Origin of the sequence: Aulosira sp. FACHB-615 (assembly GCF_014698045.1) — a bacterium.
GTDB lineage: Bacteria > Cyanobacteriota > Cyanobacteriia > Cyanobacteriales > Nostocaceae > Nostoc_B.
Map to the genome: position 1 here is coordinate 1 of NZ_JACJSE010000040.1, position 16,724 is coordinate 16,724.

The 16,724-nt window shown below is 42.2% G+C and carries 17 protein-coding genes; 1 reads left to right on the top strand and 16 read right to left on the bottom strand.

What is annotated here, in order from left to right:
* The first annotated feature begins 98 nt into the window (after positions 1 to 98).
* Positions 99 to 1,163, top strand: a complete 1,065-nt coding sequence (locus H6G77_RS31580; RefSeq protein ID WP_206758065.1) for a DUF4114 domain-containing protein — start codon at positions 99 to 101, stop codon at positions 1,161 to 1,163.
* Positions 1,164 to 1,255: 92 nt separating this feature from the next.
* Here the strand turns inward: H6G77_RS31580 and H6G77_RS31585 are convergent, their stop codons facing one another.
* From H6G77_RS31585 to H6G77_RS31660, 16 genes are all read right to left on the bottom strand, one after another.
* Positions 1,256 to 1,531, bottom strand: coding sequence for a hypothetical protein (locus H6G77_RS31585; RefSeq protein WP_190669506.1), 276 nt, complete (start codon positions 1,529 to 1,531; stop codon positions 1,256 to 1,258).
* Between the two features lie 277 nt (positions 1,532 to 1,808).
* On the bottom strand, positions 1,809 to 2,993 hold the full coding sequence (locus tag H6G77_RS31590) for an aminotransferase class I/II-fold pyridoxal phosphate-dependent enzyme (protein ID WP_313954536.1): 1,185 nt from the start codon (positions 2,991 to 2,993) through the stop codon (positions 1,809 to 1,811).
* A 37-nt stretch (positions 2,994 to 3,030) separates the two neighbouring features.
* On the bottom strand, positions 3,031 to 3,915 hold the full coding sequence (locus H6G77_RS31595; protein ID WP_190589567.1) for an ABC transporter permease: 885 nt from the start codon (positions 3,913 to 3,915) through the stop codon (positions 3,031 to 3,033).
* Between the two features lie 9 nt (positions 3,916 to 3,924).
* Positions 3,925 to 4,719, bottom strand: a complete 795-nt coding sequence (locus H6G77_RS31600; protein WP_190669501.1) for an ABC transporter ATP-binding protein — start codon at positions 4,717 to 4,719, stop codon at positions 3,925 to 3,927.
* Between the two features lie 96 nt (positions 4,720 to 4,815).
* The gene (locus H6G77_RS31605) at positions 4,816 to 5,841 is read right to left on the bottom strand and encodes an ABC transporter substrate-binding protein (RefSeq protein ID WP_190589569.1); all 1,026 of its coding nucleotides are present in this window, start codon (positions 5,839 to 5,841) and stop codon (positions 4,816 to 4,818) included.
* A gap of 104 nt (positions 5,842 to 5,945) precedes the next feature.
* On the bottom strand, positions 5,946 to 6,884 hold the full coding sequence (locus H6G77_RS31610) for an ABC transporter substrate-binding protein (protein WP_190589570.1): 939 nt from the start codon (positions 6,882 to 6,884) through the stop codon (positions 5,946 to 5,948).
* A 369-nt stretch (positions 6,885 to 7,253) separates the two neighbouring features.
* Positions 7,254 to 7,601, bottom strand: a complete 348-nt coding sequence (locus tag H6G77_RS31615; RefSeq protein ID WP_190669499.1) for an inorganic pyrophosphatase — start codon at positions 7,599 to 7,601, stop codon at positions 7,254 to 7,256.
* A gap of 20 nt (positions 7,602 to 7,621) precedes the next feature.
* On the bottom strand, positions 7,622 to 8,266 hold the full coding sequence (locus H6G77_RS31620; RefSeq protein WP_190873682.1) for an HAD family phosphatase: 645 nt from the start codon (positions 8,264 to 8,266) through the stop codon (positions 7,622 to 7,624).
* 272 nt (positions 8,267 to 8,538) lie between these two features.
* Entirely contained in the window at positions 8,539 to 9,507 is a 969-nt protein-coding gene (locus H6G77_RS31625; protein ID WP_190669494.1) for a TauD/TfdA family dioxygenase, read from the bottom strand.
* 64 nt (positions 9,508 to 9,571) lie between these two features.
* Positions 9,572 to 10,438, bottom strand: coding sequence for a CmcJ/NvfI family oxidoreductase (locus H6G77_RS31630; RefSeq protein ID WP_190873683.1), 867 nt, complete (start codon positions 10,436 to 10,438; stop codon positions 9,572 to 9,574).
* A 39-nt stretch (positions 10,439 to 10,477) separates the two neighbouring features.
* Positions 10,478 to 11,920 carry an NAD(P)-binding domain-containing protein gene (locus H6G77_RS31635; RefSeq protein ID WP_190873684.1) on the bottom strand — a complete coding sequence of 481 codons (1,443 nt, stop codon included), beginning with the start codon at positions 11,918 to 11,920 and terminating at the stop codon, positions 10,478 to 10,480.
* 380 nt (positions 11,921 to 12,300) lie between these two features.
* Positions 12,301 to 12,522, bottom strand: coding sequence for a hypothetical protein (locus tag H6G77_RS31640; RefSeq protein WP_190589576.1), 222 nt, complete (start codon positions 12,520 to 12,522; stop codon positions 12,301 to 12,303).
* Positions 12,523 to 12,677: 155 nt separating this feature from the next.
* On the bottom strand, positions 12,678 to 13,910 hold the full coding sequence (locus tag H6G77_RS31645; RefSeq protein ID WP_190873685.1) for an acyl-CoA dehydrogenase family protein: 1,233 nt from the start codon (positions 13,908 to 13,910) through the stop codon (positions 12,678 to 12,680).
* Positions 13,911 to 14,017: 107 nt separating this feature from the next.
* Positions 14,018 to 15,133, bottom strand: coding sequence for an ABC transporter substrate-binding protein (locus H6G77_RS31650; RefSeq protein ID WP_242048361.1), 1,116 nt, complete (start codon positions 15,131 to 15,133; stop codon positions 14,018 to 14,020).
* Between the two features lie 138 nt (positions 15,134 to 15,271).
* Positions 15,272 to 16,033: a class II aldolase/adducin family protein gene (locus H6G77_RS31655; RefSeq protein WP_190873686.1), complete on the bottom strand. Its 762-nt coding sequence runs from the start codon at positions 16,031 to 16,033 to the stop codon at positions 15,272 to 15,274.
* Positions 16,034 to 16,077: 44 nt separating this feature from the next.
* A complete protein-coding gene (locus H6G77_RS31660; RefSeq protein ID WP_190589579.1) occupies positions 16,078 to 16,722 on the bottom strand; it encodes a hypothetical protein in 645 nt (214 codons plus the stop codon).
* Positions 16,723 to 16,724: the final 2 nt, after the last annotated feature.

Consider the following 16,724-nt stretch of genomic DNA (forward strand, 5'->3'; position numbering starts at 1 on the left):
TGATAAGATATCGGGCATGGGCTTGTTGTGGCTTTTGAGTTGTCGTTTGGGAAGACAATAACTCTACTACATCAGCCCTCTCTCTTCATCCTCTTATTTTGGCGAAGGTATTGGGTACGATATCAGTACTGTTAAACAACACCATCATCCAAGGCAACTTCACCAACCCCAACGACGACATCTTTGAAATCGGTGGTAGCGAACTTACAAAAGTCAAAATCAAAATCCAAATCAAAGGACGCAGTACCGCCTTACTCAACGAACTTGGTGTCTTCAACGTTGATGACGACGAAGGCAAAATCGAAGGTATCTTACCAGGCGCAGCAGGTTATCAAGAAAAAGCCCTAGCACGCGCCAAAACCATCTTCTCAGTTTTAAACAATAACCCCACAGGCTTTGCACCCGAAAACCTCAGCCGCATCCTAGAATTTGAAGGTGGTACACAACTACGCTTTTACTTAAAATCCCAAGGTAGCATCATCTTCTCCAGCACCACCACCCAACAAATCACCTCGTCAAGTGAAGGTGGCTTCTCCATCGGTTGGAAAGATGGTTCCCGTGGTAACTCAGTATTTGATGACTTGCAAATCACTATCCAAGAAACCGATGAAGATTTACCCATCGGCATTGGTTTACAAGGAAAATCAGAAGGTGAAGCGATTGATTTGCGTGAATATAGCGGTGATAGCTTAATTGCTGGCACTTTTAGCGTTTACCGCGAAGCATCATACAACAACTATGTCGGCTTTTATAAAGTTGTTGATGAAAGCGGTGGTATTGATACCAATGGTGATGGTACAGCCGATGTTCTTGTTGGAGACGCTGGTTATCTGCAAGCCGCAATTAACCAACGGGTGACAGGTATTGGTTTATCAGTCGGTAATCAAGGTACTGGTAATAGTGAGTCTAATTTTACTGGTGGTGGCATTTATGTACCATTCTTGGTGATTAATGGTGGTATTGATGCTTTGTTAGATAGCAATACCAGCAATGACCCAACGGTATTCTTTACGTTTTTAGGTGCCAACTCTGACAAAACTCAGCATGTGCGGATATTAGGTGATAATACCTTCGGCTTTGAGGATTTGGTTGGTGGTGGTGACAATGATTTCAACGATGTCATTGTCAAAATTAATTTAACTGCTCCGACGCAAAATTTATAATGTGTCATAGCTACCCAACTTTTTCAAAAAAGTCGGGTAGCTAAACACCCACAACCTGTCAAAATAATTTTGGCAAACTACTAGTAAGACTTTTACCCTCTACCTGCTGACTCCTGCTTTTTGTCTCCTGTTATGCAAGGTATCCTCAAATGAGCATAAGCATCGCTCAGTTGGACAGCCTCTGGTGGTAAGTGCAGAAGTATACAGCATTTGTAGACAGCAGCTTGGTATTCTCGCCATTGCCTACGGATAACTGCACTTGTAGCATTGTTACCTAAATCTGTAAATTTTAGACCAGCCCTAGCCAGCCAAACTTCGACATCGGTGGTTTCACCAACTGGATCAGATATAGAAGTAGCGTTATTCATATTTTCAGTATATTTGCTGGATCAAAAGTTAAATAAGCCTTCAAAAATGGGATTGCGAAAAATAACTAAATATTATTGAGCCGAAAGCAAAATCATTAGTCGGTTTTGAGATATTTTACCTCTACCGCAGAGCAGATATTTGCTAGGGTACGTCAAAAGATATACAGTATCCTCAGTGTTGTAGATTCAGTATATGCAGAGAATTGAAAATCAGCAATTTGGTTTAATTGTCTAATTCATAAAATTAATTTATTGGAATAATATTTGATTGTAGCAATCAGAGGTTAATTTTAGCTGTCAATTTCACTAATCTTTCTCCGGCTGATTGCAAGGTATCGGTTTTTTTACTAAAACAAAAGCGGATGAATGAATTGCCTTTTTCTGGTTGACTGAAAAAGCTAGAACCAGGAACAACAGCCACCCCAATTTCTTTAATTAAATAATTAGTAAATTCAATATCTGTTTTGTAACCAAATTTGGCAATTTCAGCAAATATATAGTAAGCGCCTTGCGGTACAAAATAAGGAATACCTGCCTGATCTAAAATTGATAACAGATTGTCTCTTTTTTGATGATAAAGTTTAGCAAGTTCTTCATAATAGGATGGCGGTAGTTGCATGGCAGCAACTCCGGCTCGTTGCAATGGTGCAGGTGCGCCTACAGTGAGAAAGTCATGAACTTTTCTGATAGCTCCTGTTAATGCTGGTGTTGTCACAATATAGCCAACACGCCAGCCAGTCACGCTGTATGTTTTAGAAAGACCATTGATAGTAATTGTGCGTTCTTCCATTCCCGGAAGTGTCGCTAGGGCAATATGTTGATTGCCGTCATAGAGAATGTGTTCGTAAATTTCATCTGTGAAAGCTAGAACATCCCACTTTTGACAAAGTTCAGCAATTATGGTTAGTTCTTCACGAGTAAAAACTTTACCTGTCGGATTGTGTGGAGTATTAATAATAATTGCTTTGGTTTTGTTGTTAAAAGCTTGACGTAACTGAGTTTCATCAAATCTCCAATCAGGGGGATGTAGCGTGATGTATCGGGGTGTTGCCCCTGCGAGAATTGCATCAGGCCCGTAGTTTTCGTAATAAGGTTCAAAGACAATTACTTCATCACCTGGATCAATAGTTGCTAACATCACAGCTGCCATTGCTTCTGTAGAACCACAGGTGACAGTGATTTGTGTTTCTGGATTAATTTCTAGACCTAAATACCACCTAACTTTACTCGCGATCGCTTCTCGAAATGCTTTGTCTCCCCAAGTAATTGCATATTGATTAACATCAGCTTCAATTGCTTGATAAGCTGCTTGTTTCAACTCTAACGGACAGGAAAAATCAGGAAATCCCTGCGCTAAATTCACTGCACCATATTGGACAGCTAATCGAGTCATTTCTCGAATTACAGATTCTGTAAATTGTTGCGCTTTCGCAGAGATTTTTTGACGCTGAATTTCTCTCACCTAACTTCTCCTATGACTGGGGAATTAATCAATACTTTTACAGTTCTTGGGGATTGGGTCGCCAGCGTAAAACATAAGCTTCTAAAACGCGCACACCCCAATCGAGTAAAACGCTAATAAATGCCAAAACTACCAATATTGCCCAGGCTTGATCAACGTTTAAAGTTCCCTGGGCTGACATTAACAAATAACCCAATCCCTGGGTTGAACCGATATACTCAGCCACTAAAGCACCAACCAATGCCATACCTAAACTAGTACGAATCCCCGCAATTACCCAACTCAGCACTGAAGGTAATACAACCATATACAACATTTGCCAGCGATTTGCCCCCATCACTTGAAATGCAGAAACTAACTCGCGTTCAATACTTTGGAGTCCTTGATATGTTGTAAAAAATATTGGAAAAAACGCGGCTAAAGCTGCCAATAATACTTTTGAGAGTAATCCAATGCCAAACCAAACAATAAAAAATGGCGCTAAAGCAATTCTTGGTAAGGAATTAAATATCTGAACGTAAGGAAGGGTGATTTTAGCTCCTGATGGTGAATATGCTAAAATTATTCCCAGACTTACACCGCCAGTCATGGCTAAAACTAGTCCAGTCATTGCCTCTTGAAACGTCACAAAAATATGTTGAAATATACTCCCGCTAGATAGTAGTTGCCATATCTGCTGCACAATCAAACTAGGTTTACCAACAAGTGCTGGTTCAATAAAGGGAGAAATATTAAATGCACCTGTGCCGATTTCCCACACCAGTAAAATGACAACCAATGGTGTGATTTGGATGGCTAGTTGTATGATGCGTTTTTCCCAACTAATTTGATTAGGAAGAGAACTGATATTTTTTGATTTATTGTTACTAAAAGCAAGAGCAGATTGTCCCAGGGTTAAGCTGCGATCGCGGGTGGTTTTCATATTATGCAATTAAGTTTTTAACAGGGAAATCCCTCGGTCTGGTTGTAATACTTGCGTGGTTAACTCTGACCACATCTCACGCTGGATTTGTTGAAATTTGGGGTCAGTCCGAATGGCGATCGCCGAGCGTTCTGGAGGTAAGTCAATCTGAAATTCCTTGACAATTTTACCAGGACGCGCACTCAATAAAAATACACGCTGTGATAATGCGATCGCTTCATCTAGGTCATGTGTTACCAACACAAATGTACATCCCGTATCACGCCAAACTCGTAAGAATTCATCTTGTAAAAGAGCGCGTGTTTGGGCATCCAAACTACTCAAAGGCTCATCAAGTAATACGACATCAGGTTGATAAATTAATGTCCGAATCAGTAATACACGCTGCTGCATTCCTCCTGATAATTCCCTCGGAAAACTATTTTCAAAACCTGATAAGCCATATTTTTCGAGCATAGCCAAGGCTATTTTTCTTCTTTCATACCGGGGTACACCACGAATTTCTAAAGGCGCGGTCACATTATCTATAACTGTCCGCCAAGGTAACAAAGTTTGCTTTTGAAATAAATAACCAATTTCTTTGATGCCACTGATATTAAAACTACCATTTACTTCTGTACCACTATTAATTAATCCCGCAATCACATTTAATAATGTACTCTTGCCGCAACCACTAGGGCCAATTAAGCTGACAAATTCACCAGCATTGATAGTCAAACTCACATTTTGCAATGCTTCAATCCGTTTATTCTTACTCCAGTAAGAAATGCTGAGATTGTGGGTGCTGATTGTCGGGACTGACATATTTTTGCTTATTCCTCATACTTGATCAAGCCAACTTTGCTGGAGGAAAAATTTCCTCCCTGGTCTGCCACTATGCAAAGTTTGTGTGACAAACTACTAAGCGCGACGACCTGCAAATTTATCAAATACTCCTTCAGTATAAGGAACCATTTTCTTAATAATTCCGGTGTCAAAGAATACTTTTTGATCAGCCAGATAAGCCTCTTGACTAATAGAAGCATCTTTAGGAACAGAGCGTTTAAGTTCTGTATTTAACCCTGTCAAAATAGCATCTAAATTTTTGCTATCAAACCGTTTACCCACCACTTGCAAAATTTGTTCTGGTGGGGTTTGGTGCATATATGTAAAAGTCCGATTGGCAACTTCAACTAATCTTTTCACCGCCTCAGATTTTTGGGAAGTTACACGTTCATGGCTCAACCAAGCACGAGTCATCGCCTCATTAGCACCAAAGTATTTTTTATGTACTTCTGGATCTAAAGCATTTAATAGTTGAAAAACTGCTCCTTCTTTGATGAGTTTGTGCAAGTCTGGCGCACCTGCGATCGCCGCATCTACTTGCCGAGATTTAATTAATGTATAAGTAGAAGCAGTGGTACTTTGAACATACTCCACATCTTTATCGCTCAAACCATTTTGACGCAGATATTTGACGAATACGGCCCAACTCCAAGTCCCAATTTCACCGGCAGAAACTTTTTTACCTTTGAGGTCAGCAACGCTTTTAATTTGAGATTGCAAATCAGAGCGCACAATTAAGGAAGTATCTACCAAATTACGACGATTGGCTACAACATTTAACGGCACACCCTTGAGGCGCGAAAGATAGACGTGTAAAGGTGCTTGGGCTGTAAAATCAATTTCCCCTGCAATCAGCGCATCGCGCATCTTTGCACTACTTTGAAAGGTAATGACTTCCGCATTTAAACCAGCCGCATTGAAATAACCTAAATCTTGTGGAATCCACACATCAATCGAGTTAATTCCGCTTACCGCCCCCAGTTTGACGCTGATAGTTCCTTGATTAGCACCAGGCTGGGTGATATTATTACAGGCTTGTGTCGCTAGAGCAGTTGTTACTCCTAAAGAAGCATATTTTAAAAAGTCTCTACGTGTAGGCATTGGCTTATTCAAGGTTTATTCAATCAGCACCACTTATTCAACAGAAAAACGTGGGGTTGCCAAATTTGGATCAGCCCACGTTTATCGGGCAGTTTCTTCAAAAATTAACCAACAGTCAAAACTCGGTTATCAACAATTTGCTGGAAGGTTGCATCAGGTTGAATCAGTCCCCATTTCACCATCCAGTTGTAAGTCCGATGAAAATCTGCCTCGCAGTATGGTGCTGGGTCTGCATAGCGCAAACGGTTGCGGCGGAAGTCTGACGGTTCTAGATGAACAATCTCTTCAGATACGTCATCGATCAGATATTTCACATAGCGGGTGGGGTCTTCTTGTAAATCCTTCACCGCACGACGGATAGCTTTGTTAATGGCTTCAAAGCTGGCTTGATCTACTTCTGGACTAGCAATTTCTAGACCTACATAGTGAGCCTCGGCAATAATCTTGTAGCCGAGTTTTTCAGCGACTGTAATCCAAGGTTCCATCACCGCCACTGCATCAACTAGGCCATCACGCAAAGCGAGAAAGCGGTTGAATTGTTTGGGTTGACTACCGCCTTCAATGTGAACTACTTTAATCTCTTCTTGGGGAAGGAAGCCTTCAAGTGTTTGGATGGCGATGTAGTGGGAACCGTGGTGAAAATTCACACCCACCGGTACATTAGCGAGGTCTTGGGGGATGTTGTAGGGTGAGTCTGGACGGACAATAATGGCTTGACTGGCGATCGCCGCCCGTTTAGCAATTACCTGTCCACCACGAGAACTGTCGTATGTGCGGCGTACTTGTCCCCATTCACAGGCGCGGTAAAGGCTGCTTTGGCCTTGCTCAAACAAAGAGGGGCCACCAAAAGAACTAACTTGACGATGATCATCAATTAGGGTGATGTTAGCTGGGCGATCGCCATAATTGCGTTTGACAAACTCAATCTCCAGCCCTAATTCAGCAAAGTAACCTTGATCACGAGCCACATAGTAAGGCAGTGAGAACACTGTGCCACTAATCTCGGTGGTAATTTTCTTGAGTGCCAAATTTGCGTTACTCAAGGGTTTTTCTCCTGATTTTTATCGGTCAAGAATTATTCTCCGGTAAATACACGGATTTAGTCAAGATTAAAAATATTTATTTACAGTAGTGCAGATGATTCTAATGAAGCAGTCAAACTTCAGTTATCAAAAAACATACGTATATAAAACTATAGGAATACGGTTTGATTACTGAATCTAGTTGTGTGGTGCGCGTTCGCAAAGCGTCTCGCAGAGAAGCGCAGCGCAAGCGCGATACGCAGAAAGTAAGAAATAAGCCTGATCCGGGTGTACTGATTTTTTTCCCAAATCAAATATGAGTCCTATAGATTACAATTTCTATAGATGATTATTATTGGAAATTTTAGACTCACATCAAATTGGTAGAGACTAAGTTCTGACTAATAATATTGCTGATTGATTACCTATATTGTGAATATTCAAAATAACTTGATTTTCACTTGATGTACAGCCCAAAAGTATCTTGATTTCTGTATCACGCTTTTCCAAATCTACACTACAGATAACAGATGTTACTCTTTTATGAGATAAACTTCCGATCCAGACATCAATATTAGAGGCATCCCCAGCTTGAGTATCTGCCAAATATCCATAGTCCAAAGGGTAAATGAAGGAGGCATATTTGGGATGTGTGCTTCCTTTTGAACGCTCAATTTTGATATTACTAGTAGCGACTAACTGATCTAATTTCTTCCAGAAGTCATTGCTTTGCGTCATAACGATGCTCATTAGATATCTTATTGACTTAACAGGTTTGGTAATAATCTCATATCATTAAATACAACAGATGCACCAACTTCTCGTAATGTTTCTGGATTCGTCAATTCCGCATAACCAAACACAGTCATCCCTGCATTAACTCCTGCTTTTACGCCAGTGGGTGTATCTTCAATCACCGCACATTCCTGGGGTAAGAAGCCCATTTTTTTAGCTGCATGTAAGAATACATCAGGATAAGGTTTACTGCGTTGAACATCTTCAGCACTAAATATTTTTCCTACAAAATATGATGATAATTTTGTGACATCTAGAGCTTTATAAATCCAATCATAGTTACTATTTGATGCTAGACAGTAAGGAATATTCAAATTGCTTAAAACATCATGTATTCCTGTTACTGGTAGCAAATCGCTGTCAAAAGCTTCTAAAACCCGTTGATGAAATTCATGACTAAAATTATCCGGTGGAGCTTTACCAAGCATATTTGTAATTATCTCGATAGCTTGAGACATTGATTTGCCCACAAAAATCTTAAATATCTCGTCTAAAGTTAGCGTGAGTTCTATTTCTGTGAGCATTTCTAACAAAATTTGATTGGCAACTCGTTCACTGTCAATCAGCACACCATCACAATCAAAAATAATTAAATTGAATCTGTCCATGAATTAGTCAAAATTTGATTTTTGTCCAATGACATAATACCAATTTAAGCTGAAACTGCTCTCCATAAATTATAGAGAGACGTTGTATATAACGTCTCTCTATAATTTACTGCTGAATTGCATTTAGTTTATAGGATTTACGCATCAAAACGAAAAATCAAGGGTGTAGGGGTTCATGGGTATAGGGTGTACTTATTCAAAATCCTTACACCCCAAACCTTTACACCCTTACACCCAATCTCCACAGATAATCTTTGTGCGTAAATCCTGGCTTAATTGAGTGCTGATTCTGCTAATACTTTCTCAGATTTTTGCTTTAGGACTGTTGGTAAATCACTAGTTAATGGCTCACCTTCAACTATTTGTGATTTAAAGCCATCAGGCCCGACGGGAATGTCACCTGTAATCGTAGTGCGATAAAGTACGCGCTCTACTTCTACATGATCTAAATCTTGGGGTGCTAAATGTGAGGTGGCGCGGTTATCCCAAAAGGCAATATCACCATTGTTCCACCGGAAGCGAGTGGTGTAAGCAGGTTTGGTGATTTGGTTGAAGAATAACTCAAGCAATAATTCACTTTCTTGTGGTGAGACATCAAGAATGTGTGAAGTAAAGCCAGGGTTCACAAACAAGGCTTTTTCACCAGTCTCAGGATGAACGCGCACTACTGGGTGAATTGAAACTTGGGGATTAGCGGCAATACGCTGGGCATATTTGCTGTTACTAGGTAAGCGTAAGCGTGCATTAAACCGATGTTCGGCTTTTAATCCATCAGCTAACTTCCGTATAGGTTCTGATAGACCCTCATAAGCTGCAACTAGATTAGTCCATTGCGTGTCACCACCAAAGCTAGGAACATTCACCGCCCGCAAAATTGAACCCGCAGGAGGATTCACAACCGCAGTCACATCGGTGTGCCAACGGCTTTCGTAGCTGGTACGGCGTAGACCATTGCGACGCTCAAAGCGACTACGGTCAATTGGTAGGATTTGGGAAAAGCCTTCTATTGGCTCGTCTTCGTGGGGGTGCGCGTAGGTCACTTCACCAAAACGAGCCGTGAAGGCAATTTGGGCAGCATGATCTATGTTTTGATTGCGAAAGAATACGACTTTCCACTTCAATAATGCTTTGCGAATTTCGGCAACTACCTCATCTTGCAAAGGACGTGAAAGATCCACTCCATTAATTTCAGCACCAGTGAATCCAGAAGTAGGTTTAACTTCAATATGTTTGTAACCCATGTTTATTCTCCAAAGTTTGTATAACAGAAGGTAGAAAACAACCCTGATGAAATCTGCTGCACCACTAATCGGGATAGAAAACGAATGTCCGCAACTCTATACTTTCCCTGGGTGGTGCATCTGAAGGACTGGTAGGATCTTCAAAAGCTGTATGAGCCGCAAATCTAGCGCGTCCATCTTCCGCAGAATCGAAACATTTGATAAACAGTAGTTCGTCTCTTTGCATTTGCGGAAAGTAGAACCATTGGTGTGCTTGGTTATAGGTAACTGCGTAGGTTTCACCAATGCGATCGCGGTATACTAAATCTCCGGCTACAAGGTCGTTTTGTGCAATGCTTTGAGCATCACACACTGCCAACGGTGACTCTTGAATTGTTTGAGCAATCCCCCGCCAAACATTGATAATGGCAAACCTTTTTTGTAATAAACTACCAATGTCTTGTATCCCTCTTGCGCCCAACTCTTTATAAGCCCTGGTATAACCAGATTTGGCGGTGAAATCGTTGTGTACACGCTTGGCAGGCTCTTTAATATTGTTTTCACCGGGCTTTGATTGTGCCGCATTCCGCAAAGTGTGATCAAAGATCACCACTTGAGTTGCACCCGTTAGTTCTTTGAGTATTTGCTCGGCTTCTGGGTAATAGATTTGACGGATTTCGTCTTCATCATAAAAGTCGCGGACGCTGGTATTGTAGGCATTAAAGGCAAAACCTTGCTGATCTAAAGAGATTTTTTCCGCGATGGCACGAGCATTATAAATAGGTAGTTGATAAGTCTGGAAAGTGCCGTTGGTACGGGGAACTCCTGGTGGTGGTTCATAAGTATAGTTGACAGGCTTTTCTGCCATCGGGATAAGATAGCTGAGATTAGCTTCTACCGATGGCAAACCATAAGCAAGCGGTTTATCTAGAACTTGATGATTGAAGCTCATAGGTTATACCTATTGGAAAATTATCAAAACTACGCAGATTTAGCCGACTCCCGCCTTAGCTGGCTGTTGCCACACGGCATTAGCATACAGTGATGGCTCAAAGTCTGGTGCAACATTGTCACTGGTAATTCGGGCTTCGTGTAGTGACCAGTCAGCAAAGAATAAGTCGTGGCTAATGCGTGAGACAATTGCTGGCACATCCCGCCGGATGCTGGGGACATCGCCGATGGGTAGACCAAAACTGACGAAGCCAGCCGGATTAAACACATGAATATCTTTGAGATAAGAAGCCGTACCAGGGACTTTTTCTAGATATTCATGAGCAGAACCAAGGTAAGGATAGGTGCTAAGTTGCTCGTTGCGTTGGTCGGCTGGCGGTTCGTAGCGATCGCGCCACAGGGCAATATGATGAGCAAAATCAGCTAGTTCTGGCCGTCTGGTGGGATCGACAAAGTAGCCAGTCCCCGCGATCGCAAAATCGAACTCAAACACATCATCATTCACTTGCGCCACAATGCGATCGTCTTGAGCATTCGCTTCTTTCCACGGTGCAGATAAATGCAGATGGAAATTAGCAAAGGCTGTGACTCGCTCAATCGCATCCGGTGGTGGTGTTGAGCCAACTTGATTAAACCGCCAAGCTTGGAACCACCGCGCTGCATCAGGTAATTGCCAATAGTTATTGTAAGCTCCAGGATAACCCCGCACACGAATCACAGGCAAAGATGCAATTTGCGATCGGCGTGCAAATAAATGCACTTCCTTTGCACCTGATTCTAGTGCCACACCAGCCGCATCAAAAGCCGAAGCCGCCGCACCCAAAACAGCTACCTTCTTACCACGCAACGCCTCAAAGTCAATTTCTTCCGAGGTATGTGCATATAAATTGCGTGGCAGAGATGTTAATACAGAGGGGATGTTTGCCCCACCAGTACCAGCTACACCATTAGCAAAGATAATCTTACGTGTGGTTTCTACCTGTGTGACACCATTCACTTCCAGATGTAGGCGAAAGAAACCTGCGGCGGGTTCAACTCGCACCAACTTTGTCTGATACCGAACTGGAATGTCTAAGAAATGCCGATACCAACTAAGATACTCTGCCCATAATACTCTGGGAATGCGGTCAATAGCGGCGTATGCTTCAGATCCGTGTCGCGCCTCGTACCAAGCCTGAAACGACAGTTCGGGGATTCCCAGTTCTGGCCCTGGGAGATTTTTCGGTGTGCGTAGCTTTTTCATCCGCGCTCGTGTCAGCCATACGCCTGCATTAGCTTCGTTTTCAGCTGCATCGATAATTGTCACGCGGCCAATACCTGCACGTCGCAGCGCAAATGCAAAAGTGCTACCACTGCCACTACCACCTACTATGGTGACATTGTGGTCAATCTCTGGATGATCAGGTATCCAGTTTTCGGGATCGGGGCCGATGAGGCGCAACGCTTCGCGTGCGGCAAAATCAGCGTCAGTCGTTGTTGTCATATCGGTCTTTCAGGATGAAACGAGGTTTAAGCGAGATTCGTACTGGAAGAAAAATAATCGTTTGTCTGATGCCAAGATAATGTTTTATTACAACCAAAGTTAGTTGCAGACATTTATAGGACTTACGAGCAAACTTCGGGAGGTCATGGAGGAATGAGAGTTTAAGAGAGTTCTTGCGTAAGTCCTAATTTACTAATTACTGCGCCAAGAGTGAGATAAGTCCCAAGGATTTCGTGTTGTGAGTGATTGACCACAAATTTTTGTAGTAATTTACTCAGCAGATACAGCTTACATCTGTTGATACCAAAAATATGTACTGACGATCACAATCTTTGTGACCCTAATAATTAGTTTATCTAATATTAAGTTTTGCAAACAGCTTATGGTTCATGAAACCAAGTAAAAGAAAGGCCTTTTAGCTTACTAAAAAATCCCAATTTCTTGGGTTTTGGTGGAGGAAAACATTGAGCATCAGGAGATATTTGTGGTGGTAATTCCCAAATATCACGGCTTTTATATCCTTCCCGTTCTGCTAAAGGATAATGTTCGTTAATTGCTCCAAATTCACCGTCTAATAATTCTCTTTCTATTTCGTGAAACATATTTTCACCATGAATAAAATTTTGAGAATCTGTACTTTGCTAGATAAGATTCATATCCTATTTCTGCTTTACTACTCCCAACTCACCATTCCCTACTCCCTATTTATTTTGATTTCTGCTTTACTACTCCCAACTCACCATTCCCTACTCCCTATTTATTTTGATTTTTGCTTTACCACTCCCAACTCCCCATTCCCTACTCCCACCTTTAAAGCTGACTTACCCAACGAAGAACAAATTACATCATTTTGTGGCGTATGAATCCGACTACACAGCACATCTCGATAATGTCTTTCCAGGGGATTTTTTTTCGATAAACCCGGATTTCCGATTAGTTGTAAACCAGTTTCTACGGCTTTAATTGCATTATTGGTGACTAAATATTTAACTGTTTGTGCTTGTAAATTTACCTTCGGATCTGGTTCACCTTTATCAATATCTGTTGCTAGACCATAAATTAATCGCTGGTTAGCATAAAGTAAGGCTTCAATTCCACCAACAGCTACTTGAAAGCGGGGTAAAGTTGCGAGACTTGCGCCTAAATTAGTAGGCGATCGCTCATTCAAATATTCCACTAACCAATCTCTGGCGGCTGTTGCTACACCTTGATACAAAGCACTCAACAATAAACTGCCAGCAGCCAGCATTAAGGGGTCGGGTTGTGACCAAGCTTTTAAAGGACGCACATCCAAGGCATATTCTGAAGGAATGCCAACATCTTCTAAAATCAAATCGTGACTGCCCGTTGCCCTCATCCCCAAGTGATCCCAAGTTTCCACAATCTTGATCCCTGGAAGATGTCGCGGAACCAAAAAACTCCCTATTTGGGGTTCCTCATCTTCTGTTCGCGCCCACACTACGAAGTAACGCAAAATCGGACTGCCTGTAGTGTATTGTTTGTGACCAGTAATTAACCAACCATCAGCTGTCCGTTTAGCAATGGTAGCTGGTAATCCGCCTCTGGCTGGTGTGCCTAATTCCGGTTCCACACGGGCAGCATTGAGTAACGCAATACCTTGCACAGACTCTCGACACAATCTTTCATAAACAACCGGATGCCAACGTCGGTGTCGGGCGGCGTTAGCGTGTTGTAAGTAGTGCATTGTTAGCACCAAAGCAGTAGAAGCATCTCCACTAGCTATCTTTTCAATCACCCGACAGGCTGTAGTGTATCCTACCGCTAACCCACCAAACTCTACTGGTACAGTCAGACTTAATAATCTGGCTTTGTGCAGGGCATCAAAATTTTCAAAGGGAAAAGAACTATCACTGTCATGGATAGCGGCACGAGTGGCAAAATCAGCAGCCAGAGAATCGACAAGTTCAAACAGATTGGGTAAGAATTTTGCTGTTGTGGTAGCTGCTTCTAAAACAGGTGGTTTGGACATTTAGCTAATCCTGAATTGGGGGTGTAAGGGGGTTAGGGTGTAGGGGTGTTAGGGTTCAAGGGTGCAATTTTTCCCCTATACCCCTATACGCCTACACCCCTACACCCTTAGTTTGATTTGCATTTATTAATATCTTCGTTAAAACTGTTATCCCACAGTTGTTTGACTTCAACCTTGGCAGGAATTACACCTGCTTTAAAAAAGGTATCTGCAACTTTTTGTTGAGAAGCTATGGCTTCGTCAGAAATAGGTAGGATTTCTTGACGACGTTGTTTTTGGCCTTGTTGGGCATCTTGATAAACTATGCCTTCGTCAACATTAATGGCGGTTGAATATGTCTTTGACCATTGCTTGAGGTTAGATTCCCGCCAGTTTTGGGATTTTTGTAAGCGACATAAGAAATCTGCGATCGCACCTTTTTTTTGTGGATCTGCGATCGCATTTGGTGAAGCAATAATCACAAAATTACCGCTTAAAATATCTTGTGCCGATTCCAACACCCGCGCCCCTTCTTTTTGGGCTTGGGGAATAGAGTAACCGTAAGTCGCCCAAGCATCTAGTTCGCCTTTACGAAAAGCCGAAAGTCCATCGGGTATCGACAACGGAATCGCATTGATATCCTTCATCGTCAGCCCGACTTTTTCCAACATTTTAATTAAGAAGTAGTGGGCAGTTGTGGCTTTAACGTAACCGACTTTTTTACCTTTGAGATCAGCGATAGTTTTGGCCGTTGAGTTCTTGGGTACAAGCACAACTTGACCAGTAGTCGGCCCTTTGAGAGTAGCGATAATTTTGACCGATGCTTTCGATTCAATCGCAAAAATCGGCGGAATTTCACTAGCCGAAGCCAAGTCAATTGCACCAGCGTTGATGGCTTGTACCATCAAATTGCCACCAGTAAATTCAGTAAACTGCGTTTTGTAGGGGAAATTATCTTGTCCAGCTAACTTTAAACTCAAATCCCAACCACCTTTGTACTTAGCCACACGTAATTGAGTTGTATCCGATGCTGCCACTTCAGAGGGGGTGGGATTTGCTGCGATCGTTGTTGGACTGGTAGACTTAACCTCTGAGCAAGCCGTTGTTGCTAAAGCCAGGAAACAACCCAGAGATAAAATAAAATTCTGCCGCAACCAATTAGTAGACACGTTAATTTTTAGGTATAAAAAGACAATTAAAGAAGGCAGTGGTTCGACTTCGCTCACCAACCAGGTAGGAGGCAATTTTTTCTAGTTATGGCAGTAAGCAAGTTGGTTAGGGCATCGATAAATAATAAAACTTAGACAGTACAAAGCTTTTAACCCTGTCACCCGCACCTATTACCTGTTCCCTACACTCCTTTTCTCTGCAATCATCACCGACTATTCCAACAAGTCTGGTTCTTCCCGCACAATCCGGTCATAGAGAGGCTGAAAACTAAACCAACCGCCCGTATGAGTTCCCACTTGACCATGAGTAAAACTTGCAGTTTCATGATCAATCGGCAGGGGTTTGCCAGCTGCTTCTGCCAACAATTGGGCTTGAGCCGATCGCTCAAAAGAGATGTACCAAAAAGCTGCCTCGTCTACTGTCTGACCCACAGTTAAAAAGCCATGATTCCGCAGGATGACAGCCTTTTTATCTCCCAAAGATTCAGCAATTCTTTTACCTTCGGAAGTATCTAAAACTACGCCTTTGTAGTCGTCAAATAGCGTATGGTCTTGATAAAAAGCACAAGCATCTTGAGTTAAAGGGTCAAGCAAACGACCCAAACTTGACCAAGCTTTGCCGTGTAGCGAATGAGCATGAGCAGCTGCAACTATATCCGGTCGCGCTTCATGCACCTGGGAATGAATCGCAAAGGCGGCGCGATTTACAGGCGCATCACCTTTGACCACTTCCCCTTCTTTATCAACTAACAACAAGTCAGAAACACGGATATGACCAAAGTATTTACCCAAGGGATTCACCCAAAAATGGTCGGTAAATTCAGGGTCACGGGCGGTAATGTGGCCTGCTATCCCTTCGCTAAAGCCAAAACGACCAAACAGGCGAAAAGCTGCTGCTAGGCGTTGTTTGCGATAAAGGCGTTCTTCTTCCACCCGTTCAAATACTGGTGGTTCGGGTCTAGTGAAATTTGGCATAATTTTTTCCAGTGCTGAACAGCTATGTGTGGGTTTTCCTTGTTTTATTTGAAAAGTACATTGGAATATCCAGAGCGAAAAGACCGCACACTATTTTGTTGGGGATGATAATGATGTCGCCAAATGCTACCAGTATCATTCCCCATAACATGAATTGAGATTGATGGCGCGAAGACGTTAGTAGCTTTGACAGAGTGAATATCGTTATCTGGAGGTAATAAATGATAAATATCCCCAGTTTTCACTTGATAAGTTCCTACCGTTTCTAAATAGGCGTATCCTTCTAATTCACCGTTATCTACGCGACGATATACTGTTTCTTCTTGTTTACCTTGATACAGTCCAACTAGTCCCCAAGATAAGTGATCGTGGACAGGTGTAATTTCATCGGGAGGAATCACCAAACTAAAAATAGTTAAGGAGCGATCCTGAGAACGATACAATAACCATTGTCCGATTCCCCCGCCTAAACCACTGTCAGGATTTGGCTGGGCAAAATTTGTTGGTAGCCAGTTCTCTTTTTTTAGTAGTGCTGCAAAGTACGGTTCTAGAGTATTGAGAGTTTCGGCGCGGTTATGAGTCGTGCTAGAGATAATGTCTTTAGCTGTTGCTACAAACTCACGCAAATCAGGACTATCAACAAACCATTGGTCTGCTTGTAGAGGTTCAAGAACAGTTGTCTGAGGCATAG